Annotated in this window: 20 protein-coding genes; 13 read left to right on the forward strand and 7 right to left on the reverse strand. The window is 64.9% G+C overall.

Going from position 1 to position 18,094, the window contains the following annotated elements; genetic code table 11:
• Positions 1-141: 141 nt before the first annotated feature.
• Complete coding sequence (gene asd / locus FLM21_RS19715) at positions 142-1,248, forward strand: aspartate-semialdehyde dehydrogenase (protein ID WP_187360201.1); 1,107 nt, start codon at positions 142-144, stop codon at positions 1,246-1,248.
• A gap of 58 nt (positions 1,249-1,306) precedes the next feature.
• Positions 1,307-1,702, forward strand: a complete 396-nt coding sequence (locus tag FLM21_RS19720; RefSeq protein WP_148717214.1) for a hypothetical protein — start codon at positions 1,307-1,309, stop codon at positions 1,700-1,702.
• On the opposite strand, the gene FLM21_RS19725 is transcribed toward FLM21_RS19720, so the two are convergent.
• Entirely contained in the window at positions 1,699-2,220 is a 522-nt protein-coding gene (locus FLM21_RS19725; RefSeq protein ID WP_148717215.1) for a hemerythrin domain-containing protein, read from the reverse strand. The two genes, FLM21_RS19720 and FLM21_RS19725, sit on opposite strands and share 4 nt — an antisense overlap.
• 179 nt (positions 2,221-2,399) lie before the next feature.
• On the opposite strand from FLM21_RS19725, the gene gshA reads away from it, so the two are divergent.
• The 8 genes from gshA to FLM21_RS19765 all read left to right on the forward strand — a co-directional run bounded on the left by gshA (position 2,400) and on the right by FLM21_RS19765 (position 11,133).
• The gene (gene gshA, locus FLM21_RS19730; protein ID WP_148717216.1) at positions 2,400-3,698 is read left to right on the forward strand and encodes a glutamate--cysteine ligase; all 1,299 of its coding nucleotides are present in this window, start codon (positions 2,400-2,402) and stop codon (positions 3,696-3,698) included.
• A 45-nt stretch (positions 3,699-3,743) separates the two neighbouring features.
• On the forward strand, positions 3,744-4,718 hold the full coding sequence (gene gshB / locus FLM21_RS19735; RefSeq protein ID WP_148717217.1) for a glutathione synthase: 975 nt from the start codon (positions 3,744-3,746) through the stop codon (positions 4,716-4,718).
• 17 nt (positions 4,719-4,735) lie between these two features.
• Positions 4,736-5,782, forward strand: coding sequence for an FAD:protein FMN transferase (locus FLM21_RS19740; RefSeq protein ID WP_148717218.1), 1,047 nt, complete (start codon positions 4,736-4,738; stop codon positions 5,780-5,782).
• Positions 5,783-5,868: 86 nt separating this feature from the next.
• Entirely contained in the window at positions 5,869-6,264 is a 396-nt protein-coding gene (locus tag FLM21_RS19745) for a PTS sugar transporter subunit IIA (protein ID WP_148717219.1), read from the forward strand.
• Between the two features lie 37 nt (positions 6,265-6,301).
• Positions 6,302-6,574 carry an HPr family phosphocarrier protein gene (locus FLM21_RS19750; RefSeq protein WP_148717220.1) on the forward strand — a complete coding sequence of 91 codons (273 nt, stop codon included), beginning with the start codon at positions 6,302-6,304 and terminating at the stop codon, positions 6,572-6,574.
• Positions 6,575-6,610: 36 nt separating this feature from the next.
• The gene (gene ptsP, locus FLM21_RS19755) at positions 6,611-8,335 is read left to right on the forward strand and encodes a phosphoenolpyruvate--protein phosphotransferase (protein ID WP_148717221.1); all 1,725 of its coding nucleotides are present in this window, start codon (positions 6,611-6,613) and stop codon (positions 8,333-8,335) included.
• 10 nt (positions 8,336-8,345) lie between these two features.
• On the forward strand, positions 8,346-9,980 hold the full coding sequence (locus tag FLM21_RS19760) for a diguanylate cyclase (RefSeq protein ID WP_148717222.1): 1,635 nt from the start codon (positions 8,346-8,348) through the stop codon (positions 9,978-9,980).
• Entirely contained in the window at positions 9,973-11,133 is a 1,161-nt protein-coding gene (locus FLM21_RS19765; RefSeq protein WP_148717223.1) for a tetratricopeptide repeat protein, read from the forward strand. Before FLM21_RS19760 ends, FLM21_RS19765 begins: the two co-directional genes overlap by 8 nt.
• Here FLM21_RS19765 and FLM21_RS19770 read toward each other — a convergent pair.
• From FLM21_RS19770 to FLM21_RS19780, 3 genes are all read right to left on the reverse strand, one after another.
• A complete protein-coding gene (locus FLM21_RS19770) occupies positions 11,058-12,182 on the reverse strand; it encodes a patatin-like phospholipase family protein (protein ID WP_148717224.1) in 1,125 nt (374 codons plus the stop codon). The genes FLM21_RS19765 and FLM21_RS19770 overlap by 76 nt on opposite strands.
• 87 nt (positions 12,183-12,269) lie before the next feature.
• The gene (locus tag FLM21_RS19775) at positions 12,270-13,166 is read right to left on the reverse strand and encodes an LpxL/LpxP family acyltransferase (RefSeq protein WP_148717225.1); all 897 of its coding nucleotides are present in this window, start codon (positions 13,164-13,166) and stop codon (positions 12,270-12,272) included.
• Positions 13,163-14,029, reverse strand: coding sequence for a lysophospholipid acyltransferase family protein (locus FLM21_RS19780; RefSeq protein ID WP_148717226.1), 867 nt, complete (start codon positions 14,027-14,029; stop codon positions 13,163-13,165). The genes FLM21_RS19775 and FLM21_RS19780 overlap by 4 nt, the downstream gene beginning before the upstream one ends.
• A 79-nt stretch (positions 14,030-14,108) precedes the next feature.
• On the opposite strand from FLM21_RS19780, the gene metK reads away from it, so the two are divergent.
• The 3 genes from metK (at position 14,109) to FLM21_RS19795 (ending at position 16,308) form a co-directional block, all read left to right on the forward strand.
• Positions 14,109-15,275 carry a methionine adenosyltransferase gene (metK, locus tag FLM21_RS19785; protein ID WP_148717227.1) on the forward strand — a complete coding sequence of 389 codons (1,167 nt, stop codon included), beginning with the start codon at positions 14,109-14,111 and terminating at the stop codon, positions 15,273-15,275.
• Between the two features lie 65 nt (positions 15,276-15,340).
• Positions 15,341-15,664, forward strand: a complete 324-nt coding sequence (locus FLM21_RS19790) for a rhodanese-like domain-containing protein (protein WP_148717228.1) — start codon at positions 15,341-15,343, stop codon at positions 15,662-15,664.
• A 143-nt stretch (positions 15,665-15,807) separates the two neighbouring features.
• Positions 15,808-16,308 carry a GNAT family N-acetyltransferase gene (locus tag FLM21_RS19795; RefSeq protein WP_148717229.1) on the forward strand — a complete coding sequence of 167 codons (501 nt, stop codon included), beginning with the start codon at positions 15,808-15,810 and terminating at the stop codon, positions 16,306-16,308.
• A 7-nt stretch (positions 16,309-16,315) separates the two neighbouring features.
• On the opposite strand, the gene FLM21_RS19800 is transcribed toward FLM21_RS19795, so the two are convergent.
• The 3 genes from FLM21_RS19800 to FLM21_RS19810 all read right to left on the reverse strand — a co-directional run bounded on the left by FLM21_RS19800 (position 16,316) and on the right by FLM21_RS19810 (position 18,014).
• Positions 16,316-16,720 carry a hypothetical protein gene (locus FLM21_RS19800; protein ID WP_148717230.1) on the reverse strand — a complete coding sequence of 135 codons (405 nt, stop codon included), beginning with the start codon at positions 16,718-16,720 and terminating at the stop codon, positions 16,316-16,318.
• A gap of 221 nt (positions 16,721-16,941) precedes the next feature.
• Positions 16,942-17,250 carry a DUF6916 family protein gene (locus FLM21_RS19805; RefSeq protein WP_148717231.1) on the reverse strand — a complete coding sequence of 103 codons (309 nt, stop codon included), beginning with the start codon at positions 17,248-17,250 and terminating at the stop codon, positions 16,942-16,944.
• A gap of 110 nt (positions 17,251-17,360) precedes the next feature.
• Positions 17,361-18,014, reverse strand: a complete 654-nt coding sequence (locus FLM21_RS19810; protein WP_246120766.1) for a phage tail protein — start codon at positions 18,012-18,014, stop codon at positions 17,361-17,363.
• Positions 18,015-18,094: the final 80 nt, after the last annotated feature.

The following is an 18,094-nucleotide window of genomic DNA, read 5'->3' on the forward strand; positions in this document are numbered from 1 at the left end:
TTAATAAAAAATTAAGCATAGCGCAACATGCAGTCGTGCTCTCCCTGGCACACCGCCTACCGGGGCCGGGCTGGCGAGAGTGGGGGTTTTTCGGCTAACATCAGGGGCTTACGTGTAATCCCTGATGACAAGGAAACGATGATGAAGAAAGTAGGCCTCGTCGGCTGGCGCGGCATGGTCGGCTCGGTGCTGATGCAGCGCATGCAGGAAGAAAAGGACTTCGACCTGATCGAGCCGGTGTTCTTCACTACCTCGCAGGCTGGCAGTGCGGCGCCGAACTTCGGCAAGGCAGCCGGCACGCTGAAGGATGCGAAATCCATTGCCGAGCTGTCGGCCATGGATGTCATCATTTCCTGCCAAGGCGGCGACTACACCACCGAAATCTTCCCGCAGCTGCGCGCTGCCGGCTGGAACGGCTACTGGATCGACGCTGCCTCCACGCTGCGCATGGAAGACGACGCAGTCATCATCCTCGACCCGGTCAATCGCCAGGTGATCGACGACGCGCTCGGCCGTGGCGTGAAGAACTACATCGGCGGCAACTGCACCAACTCCATCATGCTGATGGGCGTGGGCGGCCTGTTCCGGGAAGGCTTGGTCGACTGGGTGTCGTCGATGACCTACCAAGCTGCATCGGGTGGCGGCGCCAACCACATGCGCGAACTGCTGAAGGGTATGGGCGTGGTGTACGGCTCAGTGGCCGATGAGCTCGCCACGCCGGCCTCAGCCATCCTCGACATTGATCGCAAGGTGGCCCAGACCATCCGCAGCGACGTGCCGACCGAATATTTCGGCGCTCCGCTCGCCGGCGGCCTGATCCCCTGGATCGACAAGCAGCTCGACAACGGCCAATCCAAGGAAGAATGGAAAGGCCAAGCCGAGGTGAACAAGATCCTCGGCAACAGCAGCCCGACCCCGGTCGACGGCCTGTGCGTGCGGATCGGTGCGATGCGCTGCCACAGCCTCGCGCTGACCATCAAGCTGAAGAAGGACCTGCCGCTGTCCGAGATCGAGGCCATCATCAAGTCGGGCAACGACTGGGTGAAATGGGTGCCGAACGATCGCGAAGTCACTGTGAAGGAGCTCACACCGGCTTCGATCACCGGCGGGCTTAAGATCGGCGTCGGCCGCGTGCGCAAGCTCAACATGGGCCCGGAGTACGTCAGCGCCTTTGTGATCGGCGATCAGCTGCTGTGGGGCGCCGCCGAGCCGCTGCGCCGCATGCTGCGGATTCTGCTCGAGAAGTAAGCCCATCGGGTCGAACGACAACGGGACGCAAGGCGTCCCGTTGTTTTTGGAGGGATGCATGCTGTTCAAGCTGTTCAAACACCTGACCGGCCGCCCGGCCGCCCCCGCCGCCAACGACAGCGCGCTGAACGAGCCCACCCGCATGCTGCCAGCCACGCGCGAACGCATCGAGGCGCGCAGCAACCCGTTGTCGCAATCGCTGATCTATCGCATCAAGCGCGATGCCCTCGCCATCGTCGCCGACATGAACCGCGGCGTGGCCATGACCGACTGCACGCTGCTGTCACGTCAGCTTGCCTTCGTGCAGAAGGAGCTGATCCAGGCCGCCTTCCACGACGACACTCTTCCCAAGGAAGCCCGCCAGACGCTGGCGCGCTACCACGCACTCAACATCCGCCAGGGCATCGGCGAGCGCCGCGATCAGCCGCTGCGTGGCATCCAGGTGAACCGCTAGCCGACGCGTCGCCGCGCCGCCATGCGTGTGCCCAGCACGGCCAGCTCGTCAGCGGTGAGCAGCCGTTCTGCCCAGGGATAGACTTCCGCCTCTTCGCGGCCGGCATGTGCCGCATAGCGCGCAGCGAATGCTTCCGCCTCCTGCTGCGACAGTGCAATCGCTTCATGCGCCAGCATCGCACGCAAGCGATCCCGCCAACGCAGCCAGTCCTGCTCCAATCCGGCGTGCTCTGCCGTCAGCGCGGCCATCACCGCCAGCAACTCGGGCGCCGCACGCGCCTGCAATGCCGGGAACAGGTCATCGTCCTCGTCCGCATGGTGCAGTGGCGCAGCCACCTCGAAATAGCGCAGCACCGCCTGAGCCGCCTGACGCACCTGCTCGTCGGCGCCATGTACCTGGTAATGGGCGACCAGCCGTGCCAGCAGGCCGGCGTAATGGCGCACCCGGTCGTGACAGGCATGCAACATGGCGATCGGCTCGTCGAAAGTGGCGGTGTCCGTAGCAAAGGGATCGCGCATGCCTGCTCCTTCGTCCGAGCCGCCGACACGTCGGCTTGTCTCGACATATATTCACAAAAGCCAGTGCACACTGTGAATGGCTTGGCTTGTCCGGCACCGCGGTCAACTTGATTCCGGCGCGCTCAGCCCCATATGTATTAGCCATCGTCACACCGGCAGCGTCAAACCCGAGGTTATCCATGAGCGTACCGCATCTCGTCACGGCTCTCACCGGCCCCCTGCTCGATCTCGAGCACAAGATCCTCGCCGCGCAGCCGGATATCGAGCACTGGTTCCGCAACCAGTGGCAGGAACACACGCCGCCGTTCTACGGTTCGGTGGACCTGCGCAATGCCGGATACAAGCTCGCCCCGGTCGACATGAACCTGTTCCCAGGTGGCTTCAATAACCTCAATCCCGATTTCCATCCGCTGGCCGTGCAGGCCGCGATGAGCGCCCTGGAAGACCTTTGTCCCAGCGCGCGCCGCCTGTTGTTGATCCCGGAAAACCATACCCGCAACCAGTTCTATCTGCAGAACGTCGCCGCGCTCGCCAAGATCCTGCGCCAGGCCGGCCTCAACGTGCGCATCGGCAGCCTCAACCCCGAGATCACCGGCCCCACCACGCTGGAGCTGCCCGATGGTCAGGCACTGACGCTGGAGCCGGTGAAACGCCATGGCAGCCGTATCGGGCTCGATGGCTTCGATCCCTGTGCGGTGCTATTGAACAATGATCTGTCGGGCGGCGTACCGCCGCTGCTGCAGCATGTCGACCAGCAGGTGCTGCCGCCGCTGCGTGCCGGCTGGTACGCGCGGCGCAAGACCGAGCACTTCGCCGCCTACAACCAGGTTGCTGGCGATTTCGCCAAGTTGATCGGCATCGATCCGTGGGTGATCAATCCTTATTTCGATCACGTCGACGCGCTCGACTTCCACAGCCGCGAAGGCGAAGACCGACTGGCTGCTTCGGTCACGGCAATGCTGGAGCGCACCCGCCGCAAGTACGCCGAGCACGGTATCGACGAGGCGCCCTACGTCATCGTCAAGGCCAATGCCGGCACCTACGGCATGGGCGTGATGAGCGTGAAGTCGGCGGACGAGGTGATCGGGCTCAACCGCAAGCAGCGCAACAAGATGTCAGTGGTGAAGGAAGGCCTGGAAGTGCATGACGTGATCGTGCAGGAAGGCGTGCCCACCTTCGAGACCGTCGATGCCGCAGTGGCCGAGCCGGTGATCTACATGCTGGACCGCTTCGTGGTCGGCGGCTTCTACCGCGTGCATACCGGTCGCGGCAGCGACGAGAACCTCAATGCACCGGGCATGCACTTCGTGCCGCTGGCGTTTGCCTCGCCGTGCTCGACCCCTGACTGCGACGGTGCACCTGACAGCGAGCCCAACCGCTTCTACAGCTACGGTGTGGTCGCGCGCCTGGCACTGCTCGCCGCCTCGCTGGAACTGGAAACCGCGCAGGCGCCCGAAGCCGTCGCCCTCGCCGTCTGATCCCCTGGCCGGCGCAAGCCGGCCCCTTCCCTGCCTGGACCTACCATGCAACTGCTCGTCGTTGCCGATCCGCTCGCCAAGTTCAAGATCCACAAGGACAGCACCTACGTGATGCTGCAGGAGGCCGCGCGGCGCGGCTGGACCATCTGGACCTGCGAGGCAGCCGACTTGTCGGTGCAGCACGGCATCGTCACCGCCAGCGCCACGCCGTTTGCCTTCAGCGACACCCAGGCCTACGGCAGCTGGTTCACGCAGGGCGCCGCCCAGCCGCTGGCACTGAAGGCGGTCGATGCCGTGCTGATGCGCACCGACCCACCATTCGATCAACAATACCTGTACGCCACCCACCTGTTCACACTGGCCGAGCGCCAGGGCGCACGGGTGTTCAACCCCGGCCAGGCGCTGCGCGACTACAACGAGAAGCTCGCCATCCTGCGCTTTCCCGAATTCATCGCGCCGACCATGGTCACCCAGCGCGCCGACGACATCCGTGCCTTCCTCGCCGAACACCGCGACATCATCCTCAAGCCGCTCGACGGCATGGGCGGCATGGGCATCTTCCGCGTACGCGAGGACGATCCCAACATCGGCGCCATCATCGAGACGCTGACCGCCAACGAGGCGCAGACCATCATGGCGCAGCGCTACCTGCCCGCGATCAAGGACGGCGACAAGCGCGTGCTGTTTATCAACGGCAAGCCGGTGGATTGGTGCTTGGCGCGCATCCCCAAGGCCGGTGAGACGCGCGGCAACCTCGCCGCCGGCGGCACCGGCGTCGCCCGGCCGCTGACGGCACGAGACCGCGAGATCGCCGAGGCGCTGGGCCCGAAGCTGGTGGCTGACGGCCTGCTGCTGGTGGGCCTCGACGTGATCGGCGAGCACGTTACCGAGATCAACGTGACGAGCCCTACCTGCTTCCAGGAAATCACCGACCAATCCGGCATCAACGTCGCCGCGCTGTTCATCGACGCGCTGGAAGCACGGCTGCACCAGCCACACGACGCACAGCGCCCCGGGTAAAACCGGTGCGAGCATGGATGCCGGCGTGGCCGGCACGGCTGCATATCGGTCTCTGTTGCCTGCTGCTCCTGCTTGCCGGCTGCAGCAAGCCGCCGTTGTACCAGCGCACTGGCTATGTCTTCGGCACCAAGGTCGAGATCAGTTTCTGGGGCCTGCCCGAAGCAAGTGCCGAGCGCCATGCCCATGCGCTACTGGCCGAGCTCGATCGTCTGCACGCCCGGCTCCATGCGTGGCAACCGTCCCCGGTCACCCGCCTCAATGCGGCCTTCAAGGCCGGTGAATCGGTCTCCATCGACGCTGAACTGATCGAGCTGGTCCGCCAGTCCCGGCGCTATGAAGTGCGTTCGGACGGGCTGTTCAATCCGGCGATCGGCGAGCTCGTTGCGCTATGGGGCTTTCACGACGATAGCTTCACCCCGCACCGACCCGACCCGGCCAAGCTGGCAGCACTGACCGCCGCAGCGCCGACGCTGGCCGACCTCACGATCGAGCAGGCGACCATCCGCAGCGGCAATCCGTCTGTCAACCTCGACTTCGGTGGCATGGCCAAGGGCTGGGCACTGGATCGGGCAGCGGCCTATCTGCGACACCAGCGCATCAGCCATGCGTTGATCAATATCGGCGGCAACGTACTGGCGCTCGGCCGCAAGGGTGAGGAACCGTGGGTGGTCGGGCTGCAGCATCCACGCCAGCCGCGCGCCATGGCCATGTTGGCGCTGCAGGATGGCGAAGCGATCGGGACCTCCGGTGACTACCAGCGCTATTTCGAGCTCGACGGCGTGCGTTACAACCACCTGATCGACCCGCGCAGCGGCGAGCCGGCGCACGAGTTGCAGGCAGCCACGGTGATCGCACCGCCGTCGCGCGAGGCCGGCGCGATCTCGGATGTGGCGACCAAGCCGCTGTTCATCGGCGGCAGTGACAGCGCACTGGCTTACGCTCACCGCTTCGGCCTGCGCGACGTACTGCTGATCGCGCCCGACGGCAGCGCCTACCTGACAGCCTCGATGCAGGCGCGGCTGCGCTGGCTGGTACAGCCGCCGCACGTTTACCGGCTGCGATGACGGCGTTGCGCATGGGTTTGCCCCTGCTATCGGAGCGCCGCAGTTTTCGGTTATAACGTCAGAAAACCCAGCTTCTCAGGACAACGATGGTAGGCATCATCCTCGTCACGCATGTCACGCTCGGCGAAGCGCTGATCTCGTGTGCGCACCACATCATGGGCAGGCCGCTCGATAACCTGGCCCAGCTCGCCGTCAGCAAGGCCGACGACCCGGACGAAATCCTGGGCCGCGCGCGCGCGATGATCGCCGAACTGGACGACGGCAGCGGCGTGCTGCTGCTGACCGATATCTACGGCGGCACGCCTTCCAACGTGGCCAACCGGCTGATCGAACCGGGCAAGGTCGAGGCGGTGGCCGGCGTGAACCTGCCGATGCTGGTGCGCGCGCTCACCTACAGCCATCAGTCGCTGGAAGTCGTCGTCAGCAAGGCCATCACCGGCGGCCTGGAAGGGGTGCTCTACATCCTGCCGCCGATCGAATAACCCTGCTCCGCTCCATCACGCCGTACACAGGACCACCATGCCGCAACAGGAAGTAGAAATCGTCAACAAGCTCGGCCTGCATGCCCGCGCATCGAGCAAGTTCACCCAGCTCGCCAGCCAGTTCCAGAGCGAAGTGTGGATCAGCCGCAACCAGAAGCGGGTGAACGCCAAATCCATCATGGGCGTGATGATGCTGGCAGCGGGCAAGGGCAGCACCATCATGATCGAGACCAGCAACGGGCCCGACGCGGATGCCGCGCTCTCGGCGCTGGTGGCACTGGTCGCCGACCGGTTCGGCGAAGGCGAGTAAGAACGGGCCACTTGCGCCCCTGAACGAGGAACACATATGGCGATCACGTTGCACGGCATCGGTATCGGCGGGGGCGTCGCCATCGGGCATGCCCACGTGCTCTCGCACGACGAGATCGAGATCGCGCACTACACGATCGCCGAAGCCGACGTCGCCCGCGAGCTCGCCCGCTTCGAGGCTGCCGTGCGCCATGCCTGCCAGGAGCTGGAGGCGCTGTGGGGCAACATCCCGGAGAACGCGCCCGCCGAGCTCGGCGCCTTCCTCAGCCTGCATATCATGCTGCTGAACGATCATGCACTGACGGCCGAGCCGCAGCTCATCATCGAAACCCAGCGCTGCAACGCCGAATGGGCGCTGAAGCAGCATCTGGATACGCTGCTCGCACAATTCGACGACATCGAAGAGGAATACCTGCGCGAGCGTCGCGCCGACGTGATCCAGGTGACCGAGCGCATCTTCAAGGCGCTGGCCGGCCACGAGGCGCGCGTGCCAGTACCAACCCGGCCCGATTGCATCCTGGTGGCGCACGATCTGTCGCCGGCCGACATGGTGCTGTTCAAGGACACCGAGTACGCCGCGTTCATCACCGATGTCGGCGGACCGACATCGCACACCGCCATCCTGGCCCGCAGCCTGGACCTGCCGGCAGTGCTGGCACTGCGCCATGCCCAGTCGCTGATCCGCGAGGATGAATTGCTGATCGTCGATGGCGAAGCCGGCGTCGTCATCGTCGATCCGGACGAGAAGGTGCTCGCCGAGTACCGGGCGCGGCAGAACGATTGGCTGGTCGGCCAGCGTGCGCTGCAGGACATCCGCGGCGCTGCGGCGATCACCCGTGACGGCAGCGAGATCGAGCTGTTTGCCAACATCGAACTGCCGGACGATACCGAGCTCGCACTCACCAACGGTGCCACCGGCATCGGCCTGTTCCGCTCGGAATTCCTGTTCCTGCGCGACGAGGACGACCTGCCGACCGAGCACGAGCAGTTCGACGCCTATCGCGCGGTGGCCGAGGCGATGCAGGGCAAGCCGGTGATCATCCGTACCATGGATCTGGGCAAGGACAAGATCCCAAAGTGGCAGGAGGAGAGCGACGCGCCCAACCCTGCGCTCGGCCTCACCGGCATCCGGCTGTGCATGGCCGAGACCCAGGTGTTCCGTACCCAGCTGCGCGCGCTGCTGCGGGCATCCGCGTACGGCAAGATCAAGCTCCTGGTACCGATGCTGTCCAATGTCGCCGAGGTCCGGCAGACCCGGCGCCATGTCGAGGAAATCAAGGCGCAATTGCGCGCCGAGGGCGTGCCGTTCGACGAGGACATCGAGATCGGCGGCATGATCGAAGTACCGGCTGCGGCCGTGGCGGTCGCCGGCTTCCTCAAGCACCTCGATTTCATCTCGATCGGCACCAACGACCTGATCCAGTACACGCTGGCAGTCGATCGCAATGACGACACCGTTTCCTACCTGTATGACCCGCTGCATCCGGCCGTGGTCCAGCTGCTGCATCATGTGATCAGCACCGCCAACCGCCTCGGCAAGCCGGTGTCGATGTGCGGCGAAATGGCCGGTGATCCGCAGCTGACATTGCTGCTGCTGGGCCTGGGACTCAAGCGCTTCTCGATGCTGCCAGCGCAGCTGCTGAAGGTGAAGCAGCGCATCCTCGCCGCGGAACTGCCGCGGCTGGAAGCGGCGATCGACGACCTCCTGCTGGCCGACGACGCGGAAGCGATCCGCGCCCGACTCGCCCGCCTCGCCGGCTAGCGGAGCCACCATGAACGCCGCCGGCCCCGCCGATCCTCGCCAGCCACTGGAGCAGGCGCTCGGCGACGCCAAGGCGATGTTCGCCCCCAAATGCGAGGTCTGCCTGACGCTGGCGATCCAGGTAGCCCAGCGCGCCGCACAGGCAGGCTATCCCGATCTCGAGGCCGCTGCCCGCCTGCTGTGGGGCCGCGCGCTGCTGGTGCTGTCCGGGGCCGACGCGGCCCTGCCAGCGCTGCGGCGAGCTCGCCGCACATTACCCGCCGATGCCACGCCCCGCCTGCGTGCCGAGCTGGCGCTCACGCTGGCGCAAGCGCACGCCGCCGCTGGACGCAACAGCCAGGCACTGCTGCACTGGGTGCAGGGACTGGAGCAGGCGCTGGAGGCTGGCGCCCCGGCACTCTACGCCGAGGCTTACCTGGCACTCGGCAACCTCTATGTGGCACACAACGATCTCGAGTACGCCTTCCATTACCACGTGCAGGCCGCCGAATTCGCAGCGGCACAGCCGGACACCGACCTGCGCGCCAAGGCCGCCATCCACCTCGCAGCCGACCTGATCGGGCTTGCCCGCTACGACCTGGCCGAACCGCTGCTGCACGGCGCCGAGCGCGATCTGCAACTGCCACTGCGCCGCGACTGGCAGGCGGAAATCTACAACTACCTCGGCACCATCCACGCCCGACAGGGGCATACGCTGAGGGCGCAGGACTTCCTGGAGCGCGCCTACGCGATCAACCTCGAAGCCGGCTTTCTCTGGGGCCAGACCGTCAACCAGCTGGGCCTTGGCCGGCTGGTACGCACACTGGGACAGGACCAGCAGGCCGAAGCACACCTGACCCGTGCGCTGGAGACCGTGGCCAAGTTCGGTGCGCCGCACCTGTCGCAGCAGATCCACGAGGAGCTCTCGCAGCTCTACGAGCAGCGCGGCGATTTCGCCGCGGCCTTGCACCATCACATCGCGTTCCACGAACACCACCAGGCCATCGCGCAGAAGGCGATGTCCAGCAGTGCCAACAAGCTGGCGGCACGCCGGCTCGCCGCCGCCGAGATCAAGCTCAAGCTGCTGTCCTCCGAGATCGAGCTGACCCAGCTACGCCAGCAGACCAGCGAGCGCGCAACCCGGCTGCAGCAACTGGAGGACGCCGCCTATCGCGACGGACTCACCGCGGTCTTCAACCGCCGTGCGCTGGATGAGCGCCTGTCGGGCATCGTGGCACAGGCCCACCAGCATGGCCGGCCACTGTCGCTGCTCATCCTCGACTTCGACCACTTCAAGGCGATCAACGACGGCTACAGCCACCAGGTCGGCGATCAGGTACTGCAAGAGGGCGCGCGGCTGATCCAGTCCACCCTGCGCGACGGCGATGCACTGTTCCGCTACGGTGGCGAGGAATTCACGCTGGTGCTGGGCGACACTGCGCTGCCAGGGGCACTCCGGCTGGCCGAGCGCATCCGTGTGCAGATCGAGGGCTGGCATTGGTCAGACATCGCGCCAGGGCTGGGCGTGACGATCAGCATCGGCTGCAGCACGCTCGCGGCAGGCGATGCGCCCGCCGCGCTGCTGCGCGCCGCGGATCTCGCGCTATACGAAGCCAAGCGTGCCGGCCGCAACCGGGTGATGACGAGTGGAGCACGCCATGGATGATGCCCGCCCGACGCTGCAGCAGCGGCTCGATGCGCTGACAGCGCTCGACTACGAACTGCTGGAGCGCGATGAATACGCCCGTATTCTGGCGCAGGCCGATACCCTGCTGGCCGAATGCCGGACGCTGAGCGATGCCACGCTGATCGCCCACGCAATGATCGAACGCGGCCGGGCACTGTTCTTTGCCGGGCAACGCGAGGCTGCCGCCGACAGCATGCGCGACGCGGTGCGGCATGCCAGCCAAGCCAATCTCAAGACCGTGGTCATCCACGCCTGCGACGAACTGGCACTGGTGCTGTACGACCTCGCGGACTATTTGCGCGCGCTCGATGCCTGGCTCAAATGCCTGGAACTGGCCAGTGCGCTACAGGACATGCGCTGGTGCACCAAGGCCTATATCGGTGTCGGCAAGGTCTACGACGCGCTGCGCGACTACGACTCGGCCAGCTATTTCCACCAGATGGCATTGCAACTGGCCGAGATGCGGGATGATCACCGCCTGCGCTGCCAGATCCATATCAACCTCGCCAGCGTGGCCTACAGCCAGCGCAACTACGATGCCGCGCTGGCGGCGCTCGATGCGGCGGCCGCGCTACTGGCGAACGGCGTCGACAACCCGGTGTGGCAGGCCGAAGTGGTTTCCTACTATGGCCTGGTGCACTTCGAACGCCGCGAATACGAAACCGCGCAGCGCTATCTGCAGGAAGCGCAGCAGCTGTACCGCTCGCACAAGAATGCCTGGGGCCAGGTGCAGGTGTTGCTGAGCCTGGGCAAGACGCATCGCCAGTTGGGGCGCAACGAGGAGGCACTGGAATACCTGCTGTCCGCCAGCCTGCTGGCCAGGCAGACGCAGATCGCCAGCCTGCGGGTGCCGACCGAAGCATTGCTGGCCCAGGTCTACCAGGATCTCGGTCGCCATCGCGAAGCGCTGGCTCACCACCGGCAGATGCATGCGCTGCTCGCGGCGCAGGCCACCCATCACACCGGCGGCATCCGGCTCTCCACCCAGATCGCCCGCCAGCTCGCCGCACTGGAGCAGCGGCTGGACATGGAACGACTGCGGTTGCGACTGGCCGCTCAGGCCGGCACGGTTTCGCCAACGGCGTCGGCCACCGTCCAATCCTCGGGCAGCGACGTCACCGCCTCGTCGTAGCGGATGCCGAGCGTGGCCGCATGGTCGCGACAGAACATCAGCCCTGCCTCGAACCCGAGGCGGAACAACGTGCGCATGTTGGAGTAGCTCCAGTCGAACATCGCATCCCAGCGCTCGGCCGGCAGTTCGGGCGCCAGCAGCGGCACCTTCAGCAGATTGCGTTTCTCACTGCCGTCCGGATTGCGGTTATAGACGAGGTCGAACAGTTTGAGGTCGTCCTTGGCGATCTCCACCAGTGGCGTGATGATGGACATCACCCACGCGTCGTAGAGATCGCGCGGCGGCCGCAATAGACGGTCAGCGCCAAGCACGTCGAACACCACGATGGTGCGGATCTCCGGATGCACGCCATCCGGGCCTACCAGCGCGCGGAAATTCAGCGTATCGAGCGCCGCGCCCTCGATATAGTGCTCCGGCTCGCCCGCGGCATTCGGCAACACCGTCGGCGGGTAGAGGAAGGGAAAGGACAGCGCCGCGCGAAAGCGCTCCACGGTGATCTCCTCGCCTTCCCACTGCACCATGTCGCGCCGGTCCAGGTTGTAGGCATTGAGGTAGATCGGCACGCTGGCCGTGGCAATGCGCGAAAAATCGACCACGTCCTCGATAAAGGGCACGTGGGCACACAAGCCAAGGCTGCGGCCGGACAGATCGGACGGCGTGGCGATCGCCCACATCAGCCGCACCCAGTCCGCCCAGGCTCGCCAGGCATCGCTCTGGCCTGACAGCTGATCAACGAGCTGCGACATCGGCGAGCGCGCCAGCTCGCGACGGAACAGGTCCGCCAGCTGCCCTGGCTTGTTGAAGACCTTGTAATTGACCGGCAGCACGCGATAGACAGGGTCGGCAATCCCCATCTGCACCATGTGCGCCAGCGCCTCAATCGCGTTGCCGTTTTTGGGTGCGGCGTAGAGCAGGCCCACCAGCGCCCCGGCGCCGGAAGTAGAGATCAGGTCGAATCGCACTCGCTGGCGGATCATCGCCGACAGCGCGCCCGCCATCAACGGCATATTGGGCGCGCCGCCCCCGATCACCAATGCGGTCTTGGCCATGGCATTCTCCTTGCTGCGATCTGAACCCAGCATAGCGGCTGAATCGGTCGTGCAGAAGAAAATTGCTGCGACGCAGCAAGTTGGGCGTCAATACAGCTTGGCTTCGCCTTCGGGCCGGGTCTTGAAGCGGCGGTGCAGCCAGTAGTACTGCGCTGGATGCTCACGCGTACGCGCCTCGATGAATTCATTCATCCGCAAGGTATCGGCGGCCAGATCGTCGCTGGGGAAGTGGTCCCATGCCGGATAGAACCGCGTGACAAAGCGGCCACCTTCGAGCGTGGTCACCATTGGCACGACCTTGGCGTTGCCAAGCCCGGCCAGCCGCGACAGCGCCGGCACGGTGGCGGTCTGAATGCCAAAGAACGGCACGAAGATTGATTCCCGTGCGCCGAAATCTTGGTCCGGCAAGTAGTAGAGCGACGCACCGTCGCGTACAGCACGCACCACGCCCCGAATGCCCTCGGTGCGCCGGAACATCAAGGGCGGGCCGAATCGGGCGCGGCCATAGGATAGCAACTGGTCGAAGGCCTTTTCGTGCGTGGAGGTGTAGACGATGGCGCCCCAATGATCGATCGAGTGCCGTATCCCACCCCAATCGAGCCCCAGGAAGTGCGGCGCCAGCACGATGATGGGTTGATCCTTGATCGCCAGATAGTGCTCGTAACCTTCACGCGCCACCAGTCGTGCCACGCGTTGTGCGCTGCCGAACCACAGTATGCCGTAGGCCAGCACGCAGGTGGCATAAGTCCGGAAGTGCGCACGCAGACAGCGACGGCGCTGGGCTGCCGACCACTCCGGGAAGCAGAGTTCGAGATTGACGGTGCCGACCCGGCGACGGCGCGGCATTGCGAGAAACAGCAGCTCGCCCAAGACAGCCCCCGGCACATGCAACCAGGACAGTGGCAGCCAATGCAGCAGCCAGAATGGGACAGCCAGCAGGCGAGCGGCCCAGGACAGATCAGCCCAGCGGGTCGGTGCGTTCATGGCGCCTCCGGCGCACCGGACGGGCGCTTGTAGCGGTTGTAACTCCACAGGTATTGGGTAGGGCACAGCGCCACCAACGCTTCGATATTGGCATTCAGCAATGCGGCATCCGCTGCCGCTTCACCGCTGAAGGCACCTTGCATCGGCCGCACATGCATGCGGTAGCCGCGACCACAGCCCAGGCGCTCGGCAAAGCAGAACAGCACCGTCGCCTTGCTCGATACCGCCAGCCGCGCCAGCAGCGTCATCGTGTAGGCCTGCCGGCCAAAGAACGGGGCCCACGCCCCCTCCCCCGCACCCGGCGCCTGGTCCGGCAGCATATAGGCAGTCTGACCCTGCTTCAGCGCCTTCAGCAGGATGCGTACCCCCTGGGCATTGGCCGGCGCGGCCAAGCCGTTTTCGCGATTGCGCGACACCAGCATCAACGGCTCCAGCCAGGCGATCTTGGGCGGGCGATACAGCGCAGCAAGCTGGCGCGGAATGCTCATCGCAAGATGTACGCCGCAGACCTCGATCCCGCCAAGGTGCGGCGTGACAAAGATGATGGGTTCCGGCTTGGCCAGCGCCGCTTCCAAGTGCTCCCAGCCGTCGCGTTCCTTCACCCAGTCCGCCACGTGCTGGGCCGGGCGCAACCATGCCGGGATCAGCTCCAGCCCGCCACGGCCGTGCGCTGCAATACTCGCGTGCAGCATTCGGCTATAATCGCTGTCGTTTTTCGCAAGCCCCGACCCGCGCAGGTTCTCGGCCAGCCGGCGCCGATAGCTCGGCGACAGCGCCCAGGCCAGCCAGCCCAACGCGGCGCCCAGCGCGTGGAACACGCACAACGGCAGCCAGGCAACGGGTCTCATCAACGCAACGAGCATCGGTATAGTGCGAGCAGGAAAGCCCCGATTCTAGCGGCTTTCCGGCGGGGCCGACACGAGCTGAACCAGGATCACGCAAATGAAAGAATTCCTCTTTACCTCCGAATCGGTCTCGGAAGGCCATCCGGACAAGGTCGCTGACCAGATCTCCGACTCCATCCTCGACGCCATCCTCACCCAGGACAAAAACGCACGCGTCGCGGCGGAAACGCTGGTGAACACCGGCCTCGTGGTGCTCGCCGGCGAGATCACCACCACCGCCAACATCGATTACATCCAGATCGCCCGCGACACCATCAAACGCATCGGCTACGACCACAGCGACATCGGCTTCGACTACAAGACCTGCGCCGTGCTAGTCGCCTATGACAAGCAAAGCCCCGACATCGCCCAAGGCGTGGACGAAGGCGCTGGCCTCGACCTCGACCAGGGTGCCGGCGACCAGGGCCTGATGTTCGGCTATGCCTGCGACGAAACCCCGCAGCTGATGCCGGCCCCGATCTACTACGCGCACCGGCTGGTGCAGCGCCAGGCCGAACTACGCAAGGACGGCCGCCTGCCGTGGCTGCGCCCGGATGCCAAGAGCCAGGTCACGCTGCGCTATGACGCCGAATCGGGCCGCGTGCTCGAAGTCGACACCATCGTGCTCTCCACCCAACACCACCCGGACGTCAGCCACGCACAGCTTTCCGAAGCGGTGATCGAGGAAGTGATCAAGCCGGTACTGCCCAAGGAATGGCTGAAGGATCCGAAGTACCTGGTCAACCCGACCGGCCGCTTCGTCATCGGCGGCCCGATGGGCGATTGCGGCCTGACCGGCCGCAAGATCATCGTCGACACCTACGGCGGCGCAGCGCCGCACGGCGGTGGCGCATTCTCCGGCAAGGATCCGTCCAAGGTCGACCGCTCGGCCGCCTACGCCGGCCGCTATGTGGCCAAGAACATCGTCGCCGCCGGCATCGCCCGCCAGTGCCTGGTGCAGGTGAGCTACGCCATCGGCATCTCCAAGCCGGTCTCGATCATGGTCGACACCTGGGGCACCTCCAAGCTCAGCAATGAAGAGATCGTCAAGCTGATCGAGCGCCACTTCGATCTGCGCCCCAAGGGCATCGTGCAGATGCTGGACCTGCTGCGCCCGGTCTACACCCGCACCGCCGCCTACGGCCACTTCGGCCGCGAAGAGCCGGATTTCAGCTGGGAGCGCACCGACAAGGCCGAGGCGCTGCGCGCCGACGCCGGGCTGTAAGCACAAGGCTTCGTTATACCCAGCCGGGGTGGTCACCACCCCGGTTTGTTTTTTGGAGTCCCTACATGCAACACCTGCAACCGCAAGAACTGGCCAGCTGGCTGACCGATGCCGACCGCCCGCAGCCGGTGCTGCTCGATGTGCGCGAAGCGAATGAAGTCGCCTACTGTGCGCTACCCGGTATCGTGCATATCCCCATGCAGGAGATTCCGGCGCGCCAGCAGGAGCTGGACCCGGATCGGCCGACCGTGGTGATCTGCCACCACGGCATGCGCAGCTATCAGGTGGCGATGTTCCTCGAGCGCAACGGCTTCGAGCAGATGATCAACCTCACCGGCGGGGTCGCCGGCTGGGCCGACCAGGTTGACCCGGCTTTCCCGCGGTACTGAAAAACGAATTGAACAGTGGATGCCCGGGCTCGCCACGTGGCCATCCACCGGCATTGATCTGGGGAAGGTCAACCTCGCTTCGCCAGCGGTTCGCTCAGACGGACAGAGACGTACCCCACCTTCAGATGAGAGCTACATCCATCATGCTTGATAGCGCCAACGCATTGGCCGACGGCCTTACCATCCGCCCCGCTCGCCACAGCGACGAGCCTTTCCTGGCTACGCTCTATCAGAGTGCCCGGCCTGACCTGCAGTTGATCGACGCAGACCCGGAATTGGTCGAGAGCGTGATCGCTCAGCAATACCAAGCCCTGCAGACCGGTGCTGGCACGGCCTACCCCAACGCCATGCATTACCTGATCGAAAAAACCGCAACTGCCATCGGCGCACTGGTGGTCGATTTCGGCCCCAACGAGGTGCGCGTGATCTATCTGGCCTTCATTCCCAGCGCACGCGGCCTCGGGTTTGGGCGCACCGTACTGCAAGGCGTGCAGCAGGCGGCGCGCCAGGTACGCAGCCCGGTGGCCGCGGTGGTCTGGCGCAGCAATCCGCGCGCGCGACAGCATTACCTCGCGCTGGGCTTCCAGGTCGAAGAAGCGAGCGATACGGCCGAGCGCCTGGTGTGGTATCCGACGGCCGCCTGAGCCGCAATCAGCCCGCTATCGCCAACGCCTTGCGGTTCGCAAGGCACCCCCAGCGGGCGCCGGTCAGAAAGGCGGCGTAGGACAACAAAAGCAGTCCCAGCGACACCGCCATGCTGAATTGATCCCAAATGAGCCAGGTCATCAGTCCACTGCTCAGCGTCACAGCGATCACGGCGCAGCGATACTCATGCCGCTTGGCGCTACGGGCACACAGGAAGCCCGCTAGCACCGAAATCGAGGTGCCAAGCAAGATGGTCAGCAGCATGAACGGCGAATGCCACGTCAACGCCGCCATGTGCGCCTGCACCTCGTCCAGCGGCATGCCACGCAGCGTCAGCACCATGCCATAGGCAATACCCAGCACAAAACCGAGCAAATTGGAGCCCAGGAAATCGATCAGGAAGGCATACAACACTGCCTTCCCCGGCGAACCGGGCGCAGGACTTCGGACTGGGTGAGATCGGCACTTGAGGCCGCGTAGGGGTTGTCGTTTTTCATACCATCGCCGGTTTGATCACCCGGCCCATCGATGGGCCGGTTTCGGACAGGCGAACCTTTGCGCTATGCCCAAGCTCAATCTGCTGAGCCGGCAGTGTTCACCGGTAGCTGCTGTCACGCAAGCAATCCAGCCGTTCAGTTGAACACCACCTGGAAATAAGCCGCGTGTTCGTCGCGGCCCAGCGCTGGCACACGCGATACGAACAGGCCCTCCACGCGCCCTGGACCCGGTAAATCGAGTGCGCACGGACCGTGTACGAAATCGCTGCCCCCCGGTGCGGTCATTGCCACGGCGAACGGCATACGGCTGCCCGGCATTTGCGACAGCGGCTTGAGGTCCACCCGCTCGACCAGCACGGTCAACTCACGGCCGTCCGGCAAGGCAAGTGCGCAGGTGGCGCCCACCAGGGGCTGGAAATGGCTGGCTTCGATCTGGTGCAGCATCGGCACTCTCAGGAAATGAGCAGGCCGGATATTCCGGCCCGCGGTACGAACAATGAAGGAGAGGCACCAAGGCTTGGCGCCTCTCATTCCGCGCAGCTTGCGCGAGCGGATCAGTTCCGCGACGGGAAGATGCCGTTCAGCGCGATGCTGAAGTTCACAGCCAGGAACGGATTCATCAGCTCGAAGGGCTGGCTGCCACCCGCTGCGGCCGCGCTCACGGTTCCGCCCAGGTTGCTGCTCACGCCTTGCAGCGTGATCGGCGCAGCGCCCAGCGCGTCAGAGTAGATGGTGGCACTGCCCGGGCCGGTGCCAGAAGCGCCGATGAAGGAGTTGGTCGCCGTCGGCGCGTTCACCGGGTTGCTCGCGGCAGCGGCCAGCTGCACATTGGTGGCGACAGTCAGTGCACTGGTGATCGCATGGGTATGCATCGGCATGTTGTTGGAGGTCAGCGTCATGTTCTCGACCCCCCCCACCTGGCCAATCGGACGATTGCTCAAGCCGCCACCGGTCCCCTGACCAATCGGCATCCGGCCCTGCAAGTTGGGCAGGCCAAAGGTGACCGTGCCATTACCGCCATAGGTGGTACCCACCAGCGCGAACAGGGCGTTGAACTGCGAAATTGCCAGCAATTGCCCATTACAGAATGCCCAGCCAGCTGGCGCGTAAGGGAATGCAAACGGCTGAATGGTACCGATGAAAACTTCCATCTCTTCAATCTCCAGTTGTTTTTCTGAGGGGTCGCGCCACTTTGCCGCCGCCCCCATGGCGGTGGAAACACAGCGTCCTGCGAGATATAAAGCATTTTCCGTAGAAAGACAGGCGCATTTTCGCGACTGATCCCTAG

Origin of the sequence: Chitinolyticbacter meiyuanensis (assembly GCF_008033135.1) — a bacterium.
GTDB classification, from domain to species: Bacteria; Pseudomonadota; Gammaproteobacteria; order Burkholderiales; family Chitinibacteraceae; genus Chitinolyticbacter; species Chitinolyticbacter meiyuanensis.